Origin of the sequence: Mesotoga sp. HF07.pep.5.2.highcov (genome assembly GCF_003666285.1) — a bacterium.
Lineage (GTDB): Bacteria > Thermotogota > Thermotogae > Petrotogales > Kosmotogaceae > Mesotoga > Mesotoga prima.
Window position 1 is genome coordinate 1 of sequence record NZ_JFHJ01000575.1, and the last position, 7,005, is coordinate 7,005.

Genomic DNA, 7,005 nt, shown 5'->3' on the forward strand with positions numbered 1-7,005 from the left:
AACTCACAACTTGGAACTGATCCTTTGTTCTTTCCAACCCCCTAGCCGCTACCACCGACCATGGTTTCTCAAAAACTGCATAGTCATCGAAGCCGATAGCGTTTTTGACACCACTACCCCCGACCACGGTTTCTCATAAGCCCGGATCCCGAAACAAGTTCGGGATGACAGTCCTTCCCGTCATTCTGGCATGCTTCTGGCCAGAATCTCTAGGTTCGTTCAACTATTGAAGAGGACGATCTCTATCCTTGGGAAGACTGATCCTTAATAGCGGGCGTGCCGCCGCACGCCCCTACATCCGTTTGGATCGAATTTATTCGCACACTGCAACTCACAACTTGGAACTGATCCTTTGTTCTTTCCAACCCCCTAGCCGCTACCCCCGATCACGGTTTCTCATAAGCCCGGATCCCAAAACAAGTTCGGGATGACAATGTTAGGCAATTACGAAATTGTCAAATTCCGTCTGGAGTAGCACTGATAATCATTGGTGGGCAATGACTTCTGTTTACCAAACCCAGAGCCAAGACGCTGGACTTGCGCTCCCCTTTTTGTTCTTGCAACTAATCCTCTGTTTTTCTCTCGGTTGAGTTCAGACCTTTGAGGCTCATTTTAATTTAGCGATTCTATCAGTTTCTTATTGCATTTTCAGAGAGAATTCTTATTAGAAATGAGTTTCTTGCTTCTATTCGACCTAGAATGGTTTTAATCGGTCAACATCGATTCTAGTTCGAATTGGTTTTTAGAGCTTGTAGATTATAGAATTAAATGGTTACATAAGTAAGTTACATATGTAACTTAATACAAAAAGGGAGGTTATTACATGCGAAAATCTACGCTACTGGTATTCATGATGCTGGTTGTACTGGCTTTCACAGGAGTATCCCAGGTAATCAATATCTGGATTGGCGGACAAGTTGCTGAGCTCGATGAGACCTGGGAAATGATTGTGGGGAAGTTCGAAGAGGAAACAGGGCTTAAGGTAGAGGTTCAACTGTTCGGCTTTGACATTTACTACGACAAACTTCTAACGGCACTACAGGCAGGTCAGGGCCCTGATCTTGCGTTCGCCGACCTAGGTGGATGGGTTCCAACATTTGCAGAGAAGGGCTGGTTAGAACCAATGGGCGCTCTTCTTGACTCCTGGGATGGAACTGAGCAAATCTGGCCGAATCTGTGGCCGACGGTTCTGCACAACGGCGAAAGATACGGTCTTCCGTGGTATACAGATTGCCGACTTCTTCTTTACAATCAGACGATGTTCGATCAGGCCGGACTTGACAGGAACGATCCACCGGCAACATGGGAAGAACTGGTCTATCAGGCTATGAAGCTTACAGATGCCAGCAAAAGAGTGTTCGGTTACGGAGTCAGCGGTACCAAGACTGAGCACACAACGCTCGCTTACATAATCTTCCTTTACGGCGCTGGTGGTCAGCTTTTGACGGATGACTACTCGGCAGCGGCCTTTAACACTCCTGAGGGCCTCAGAGCTCTCAAGTTCTATACCGATCTAGCGCTGACTTATGCCGTAAGCCCCAACGCAGTTACGTATAACGAAGATGACTACAGAAACATGATGGCTCAGAACAGAGTTGCAATGGCGGTTGGCGGACCTTGGTCTTTCCCGCTCATTGAGACAGCAAATCCCGATATAGTTGGGAACTACAGCGTTTCTCTTCATCCTTATGGAGCAACACCCGCAAGTGTTCTCGGTGGTTGGGCACTGGTTATCCCATCTGCAAGTAAAAACAAGGATAATGCATGGGAACTCGCGAAGTACCTGACAAGCTATGAAACCTGGATGACCTGGATCGAAGCTAAAGGCGGGCCAATGCCTTCCAGACAGGACGTTTGTTTTGATTCACCAGTTCTTCAGGACCCAAAGTGGAAGGTCATTTTTGAGACTTTCCCACACGCAGTCTCAAGACCTCCAATTCCCGAATATCCTCAGGTTTCTGAGCAGATTCAAATCATGATTCAGGACGTTCTTCTTGGAAAAGTAACACCTGAAGAAGCAATTAAAACTGCTGAGGCAAATGTAAACGCTATACTGGCTAAGTGATAAACTTTCCATGGGGCGGGCAAGAGCCCGCCCTTTCATTACTCCCTGATGAAAGGGTTGAAAACAGATGAGTAAACTTGCAAGAGAAGAGAAGACAGCCTTCAAAATGGTACTGCCCTATCTTTTGATAATAGTCTTGCTCTTCGTTTATCTTATAGGCTCTAATATCTACAGCAGTTTCACAACGGAAGAGGGTGCCTTCACACTTCAGAACTACTCCAATGTGTTCACCGATCCTGTTGTCGGTAGATCGATGATTAACACCGTTGTCTGGGTAATAGGAAGCGTACTTGGACAGTTGCTTCTCGGCTTGCTCGTCGCTCTGCTTCTAAATGAATCGACAAAAGGGCAGATAATATTCAGGAGCATCATTCTCATACTTCCCTGGGCAACGCTGGACATTGTTGCCGGTGTGATGTGGAAGTGGATGTACAACGATATGTATGGAGTGCTCAATGATGTTCTGGTCAAAATGAACATAATAAATGATTACATACCCTGGCTCGCTACTGAAAATATGGCTATGATCTCGGTAATAATTGCAAACATATGGAAAGGCTTTTGCCTTTCTGGAATGTTTTTCCTGGCAGGGCTTCAGACAATACCACCCGATCTTTATGAAGCTGCAGAAATCGACGGCGCCAACTCTATCAGAAGATTCTGGAGGATTACTATTCCTCAGCTCAAGCCGGTCATTATGACAACACTTATGCTTACTGTGATCTGGACGATCAACTACTTCCCGCTGATCTACATCATGACGGGAGGCGGACCGGGATACGGTACAGAGACTGTAGTTACCTATATCTACAAACTTGGATTCAGGTTCCTGGAGTTCAATAAAGCAGCCGCACTTTCAAATATTCTGTTCGTTGCAATATTCGCTATCGCATTTGTCTTCCTGAGAAGCATTGCAAAGGAGGAAGCGAGATGAAGAGAAACACAAAGAAAAAGGTCAAGAAGTCAATTACCTATTCTTTGCTAATATTCCTATCAGTGGTGATAGCCTTCCCTTTTGTGTGGCTTATCCTGACTGCGATAAAAACCTATCCGGATATCTATGCCTATCCAATAAAATATTTCATTTTCGAACCAACGAGAGAACACTTTGACAAGATAGCCGACATGAATTTCTGGTCTTACTTCAAGAACAGTGTAATCGTAGGAACTGGGACAATGTTCTTCTCCATACTTATTGGATTGTTTCCCGCCTATGCGTTTGCCAGATATGAGTTCAGATTCAAGAGGCCTCTTCTTACAGGAGTTATGGTATTTCAGATGCTTCCTGTCGTAGTGTTCCTTCTACCGATTTTTAAGACGCTCAACAATATTGGAATTCTCAATACATATTTTGGCTTGATCCTATCTTACTTGCCATTCACAACGCCAATTTCTATTATGTTCATGAGAACCTTCTTCTTATCAATACCGAAATCGCTGGAAGAAGCTGCACGAATAGACGGCTGTACCTTTGGCCAGGCGTTCAGAAAGGTTATTCTGCCAATCACGCTTCCAGGGATAGCAGCCGTAGGCGTCTACGCCTTCTTGTTTTCATGGAGTGAACTCATGTACTCGATGTCTATTCTGACATCAAAGGCAAAACAGACAATCCCGACGTTCCTTCAGCTTTTCGTGGGTCAGTATCAGACTAGGTGGGGTCCGCTTTTTGCAGGATCGATACTGGCGACGATTCCGCCGCTCATAATATTCATGATCTTGCAGAAGTTCTTTATAGCGGGACTGGTAAGCGGATCTGTGAAGGAGTAAGAGATGATTAGCGATGAACTGCTTTTCGAGGTTGCGACCGATTACTACGTGAAAGGAATGCTCCAGAAGGATATTGCTAATAAGTACGGCGTTTCCAGAGTACAGATTAGCAAATATCTCAAGATGGCGCAAGAAAGAGGAATCGTTCATATTGAAGTTGAGCAGCCATCGGTAAAGACATCCATTAGAAGGGAATACGAGGATTTCTTCAGGGAGAGATATGGTCTGAAGAAGATGTTCATCGCAAGAGGTGCGAGGAACGAAAAGACTGTCTTGAAGGCTTTGTCTAGAGAGGTTCATAAATATCTGAGAACTTTGCCTGAAAAGCCTATGAATATCGGGCTTGGATGGGGCAACACAATCTTTACCGTAGCGGAATCGATTGAGAGACTTGAAAGACCGGACTGGCAACTTATACCTTTATCAGGGGGTACCGCAAGACTCGCCGACAAAAGGTTTAACATCAACCACATTGTCCAGAATTTCGCCACTCGGCTATCGGGAAAAGCCGTTCCAATGTATTTGCCCTTCATATTCGAAAACGCCCGCCAGCTGGAGAATACAAAGCAATCCCTTGAGTACATGAACATCCAGAAACTCTGGAACTCACTGGATATTATCATCTGTAGTGTCGGATACTCCATCGCGCGATCACCCCTATTCAGAGAGAATTTGCTCGAAGTGAGCTATGCGGACGAGCTCGAGAAGAACAATGTGGTAGGAGACGTATTGACCCATTACTTCGATATAAACGGCAAAAGATTTGAGAAGAGCATCCTCGACAAGTGTATTAACCTTAGCTTCGAGCAATATATGAATGCAGGCGAAAGAGTCATTGTAGCTGCTGGCCACCACAAAGTGGATGGTCTGGTGGGAATGCTTAGAGGTGGCTTTGCGGATGTTCTTATAACAGATGAGTTCACAGCAAAGTTTGTGAAAGAATACATAGTTTACGATGAAGGAGGACAATAACATCGATACTTGTATCCTTAATTTAAATCCTTGTTATGATCACTGGGTTATTCTCAAGAATCCTACAAAGATCCCGAACGTGGTACGCGGAGACAAAGTAGTAACACTCGTGGACGGTAAGGGACTCAACATTGCGAGAGTACTATCCAAGGTTCTCGGGCACAGTGAGTATTTCTGCATAAACATACTTGGCGGGCAGGTTGGAACGATAATTGAAAAAGAATGTGATCGTCTGGGAATAGTGACAGAAAACTTCTGGATAGAAGACTCAAACAGAATTAACACTGCCCTTGTTTACGAGTACGAAAACAAAATGCTTATGATAAATGAACCTGGACCTCTCATGAAGCCGGGCGAAATAGAGGGTTTTATGGAGTTCTTCAAAGGTCATGTTAGACCGGGTATGAACCTTGTAATTTCCGGGAGTGCCCCGAGAGGGTTCGAGAACGGCTCACTTCTTCAACTTGTGAGAATTGCCAGAGAGGCCGGTTGCAGTCTTAAAGTGGACATTGCCGGTTCCTGGCTGTCTAAGATCGTGACGGTTTCACCGGAACTCTTAAAAATCAACGCGGATGAGCTGAAGGTAGCCTTTGGAATCAATAAAGACGATTTCAAGTCGATGGATGATTTCAGAAGGGAATATTCGATAAGGGATCTCATAATCACGAATGGAAAAATGGGCAGTGTGTGGCTCTCGGAAAGCGAAAAGCTCCACGCGAGATCGATGAAAGTCTTTTCTGACTTTTCAGTTGGATCGGGAGACTCTTTCTTTGCCGGGCTCATATATGGTCAAGAGGCGAAGATGTCGAAGAGAGAGGCGCTGAAGATCGCGACCGCTTGTGGCGCCGCGAATACCATGCACTATGGAGCCGCGATTTTCGAATACTCTGATGTAGAAAAGGTAATCGGCGACGTAGTTGTTACGGAAGTGGTATTATGAATGTCTTTCTCGGGATAGACATTGGAACGACGAACATCAAGTGCCTGGTTCTTGGAGAAGATGGGAGGATCCTTGAAGTGATACATTCGTCGACTCCGAAGAATAAAGAGAGAGGAGTCGAGTTTCTAGATCTAGAACTCACCAGGTCATACGTCGAGAGTATAATCGGAAAGGTCGGTACCCTTCATTCTCTTGCTGCCATAGCTTTTTCCAGCTTTGGAGAGACGGTTATCCCTGTTAGGCAGAGAAAAGCACTGTCAAAACCCGTGATGTGGTATGACAGATCGACTTATCCCTTATGGGAAAGTCATAGAGAATCGGTTGACAATCTCGCTCCTTACAGAATAACGGGGGTGGAAAATAGTTACACCTTCTCGCTCTACAAGATACTCCTTCAGAAGGAACTCTTCAGGCCAGAAGGTGTGGAGAACTGGCTACCAGTGTCTTCATATCTTGCTTACTCGCTGGGAGGTGTACCTGCCTGGGATATGAGCCAGGCATGCAGATCCTTCATGGTCAACATACACTCTCGCAGATGGAACTCGCAACTGATAAAGTACATCGGCGAAAGCGAAGAAACGATGGGCGAACTCAGATACACTGGTGAACCAGTTGGTCACACTAAATCGGGAATTCCTCTTATTAGCGCAGGCCACGATCATATCACAGGGCTTTACGCGGCACGGGCATTTGCGCGTGGAAAGGAATTTCTCTTTGATTCAATGGGTTCGGCCTCCGTAATTGCCGCCGTTGTTTCCGGTACCGCCGAATCTCTGGATTTTGCCGGCCCATTTATGCCGGGGGGAACGGTAGGAATAGCATACGAGGATCATCAGTACTACATCGAAAGCAATGTTAGATATTACGGAAAACTACTCCAATCCCTAATGGACCTAACCCAGACCGATGCCACGAAGGAAGGATACGAGAGACTAAATAATGAAATTGAGAAACTTGGCCAGCTGAACTCAAGACCGCTCTTCCTTGTGAATGGCGATCTCGTTGTTGGGGAAGGTTTGCAGGGAATAACACTTCTTGAAATGCCTATTCCTTTGAACAAGGAGCAACTGATGCAATCTGCTTACATATACCTTTCCTCGATCAGCAAGCGAATCGTGGATAACATTGAGAAGATTACAAGAAAAGAGCTACCAATCATCAGCGGAGGAGGAGGAAGCCTCAATAGCCTGCTGATGAAATACAAGGCTTCATTGCTCGGAAAAGAGATCTGGGTTTTGCCTACAAGCGAATTGACCGCTCT

Annotated in this window: 6 protein-coding genes; all 6 read left to right on the forward strand. The window is 45.5% G+C overall.

What is annotated here, in order from left to right; all coding sequences use genetic code 11:
* The first annotated feature begins 823 nt into the window (after positions 1-823).
* Positions 824-2,065 carry a sugar ABC transporter substrate-binding protein gene (locus BG32_RS12130; RefSeq protein WP_014730055.1) on the forward strand — a complete coding sequence of 414 codons (1,242 nt, stop codon included), beginning with the start codon at positions 824-826 and terminating at the stop codon, positions 2,063-2,065.
* 67 nt (positions 2,066-2,132) lie between these two features.
* Positions 2,133-2,999 carry a carbohydrate ABC transporter permease gene (locus tag BG32_RS12135; RefSeq protein ID WP_121526906.1) on the forward strand — a complete coding sequence of 289 codons (867 nt, stop codon included), beginning with the start codon at positions 2,133-2,135 and terminating at the stop codon, positions 2,997-2,999.
* A complete protein-coding gene (locus tag BG32_RS12140) occupies positions 2,996-3,832 on the forward strand; it encodes a carbohydrate ABC transporter permease (RefSeq protein WP_121526907.1) in 837 nt (278 codons plus the stop codon). The genes BG32_RS12135 and BG32_RS12140 overlap by 4 nt, the downstream gene beginning before the upstream one ends.
* A 3-nt stretch (positions 3,833-3,835) precedes the next feature.
* Complete coding sequence (locus BG32_RS12145) at positions 3,836-4,804, forward strand: sugar-binding transcriptional regulator (protein ID WP_014730058.1); 969 nt, start codon at positions 3,836-3,838, stop codon at positions 4,802-4,804.
* The gene (locus BG32_RS12150) at positions 4,788-5,744 is read left to right on the forward strand and encodes a 1-phosphofructokinase family hexose kinase (protein ID WP_121526908.1); all 957 of its coding nucleotides are present in this window, start codon (positions 4,788-4,790) and stop codon (positions 5,742-5,744) included. Before BG32_RS12145 ends, BG32_RS12150 begins: the two co-directional genes overlap by 17 nt.
* Positions 5,741-7,005 (forward strand): L-fuculokinase (locus BG32_RS12155; protein ID WP_121526909.1); only part of this gene is annotated, 1,265 nt, incomplete at its 3' end. The genes BG32_RS12150 and BG32_RS12155, both read left to right, overlap by 4 nt.

Bases quoted from the DNA above. Each gene is read 5' to 3' on its own strand.
- BG32_RS12145 (WP_014730058.1), top strand. From the start codon at position 3,836: ATGATTAGCGATGAACTGCTTTTCGAGGTTGCGACCGATTACTACGTG.
- BG32_RS12135 (WP_121526906.1), top strand. From the start codon at position 2,133: ATGAGTAAACTTGCAAGAGAAGAGAAGACAGCCTTCAAAATGGTACTG.
- BG32_RS12130 (WP_014730055.1), top strand. From the start codon at position 824: ATGCGAAAATCTACGCTACTGGTATTCATGATGCTGGTTGTACTGGCT.
- BG32_RS12140 (WP_121526907.1), top strand. From the start codon at position 2,996: ATGAAGAGAAACACAAAGAAAAAGGTCAAGAAGTCAATTACCTATTCT.
- BG32_RS12150 (WP_121526908.1), top strand. From the start codon at position 4,788: ATGAAGGAGGACAATAACATCGATACTTGTATCCTTAATTTAAATCCT.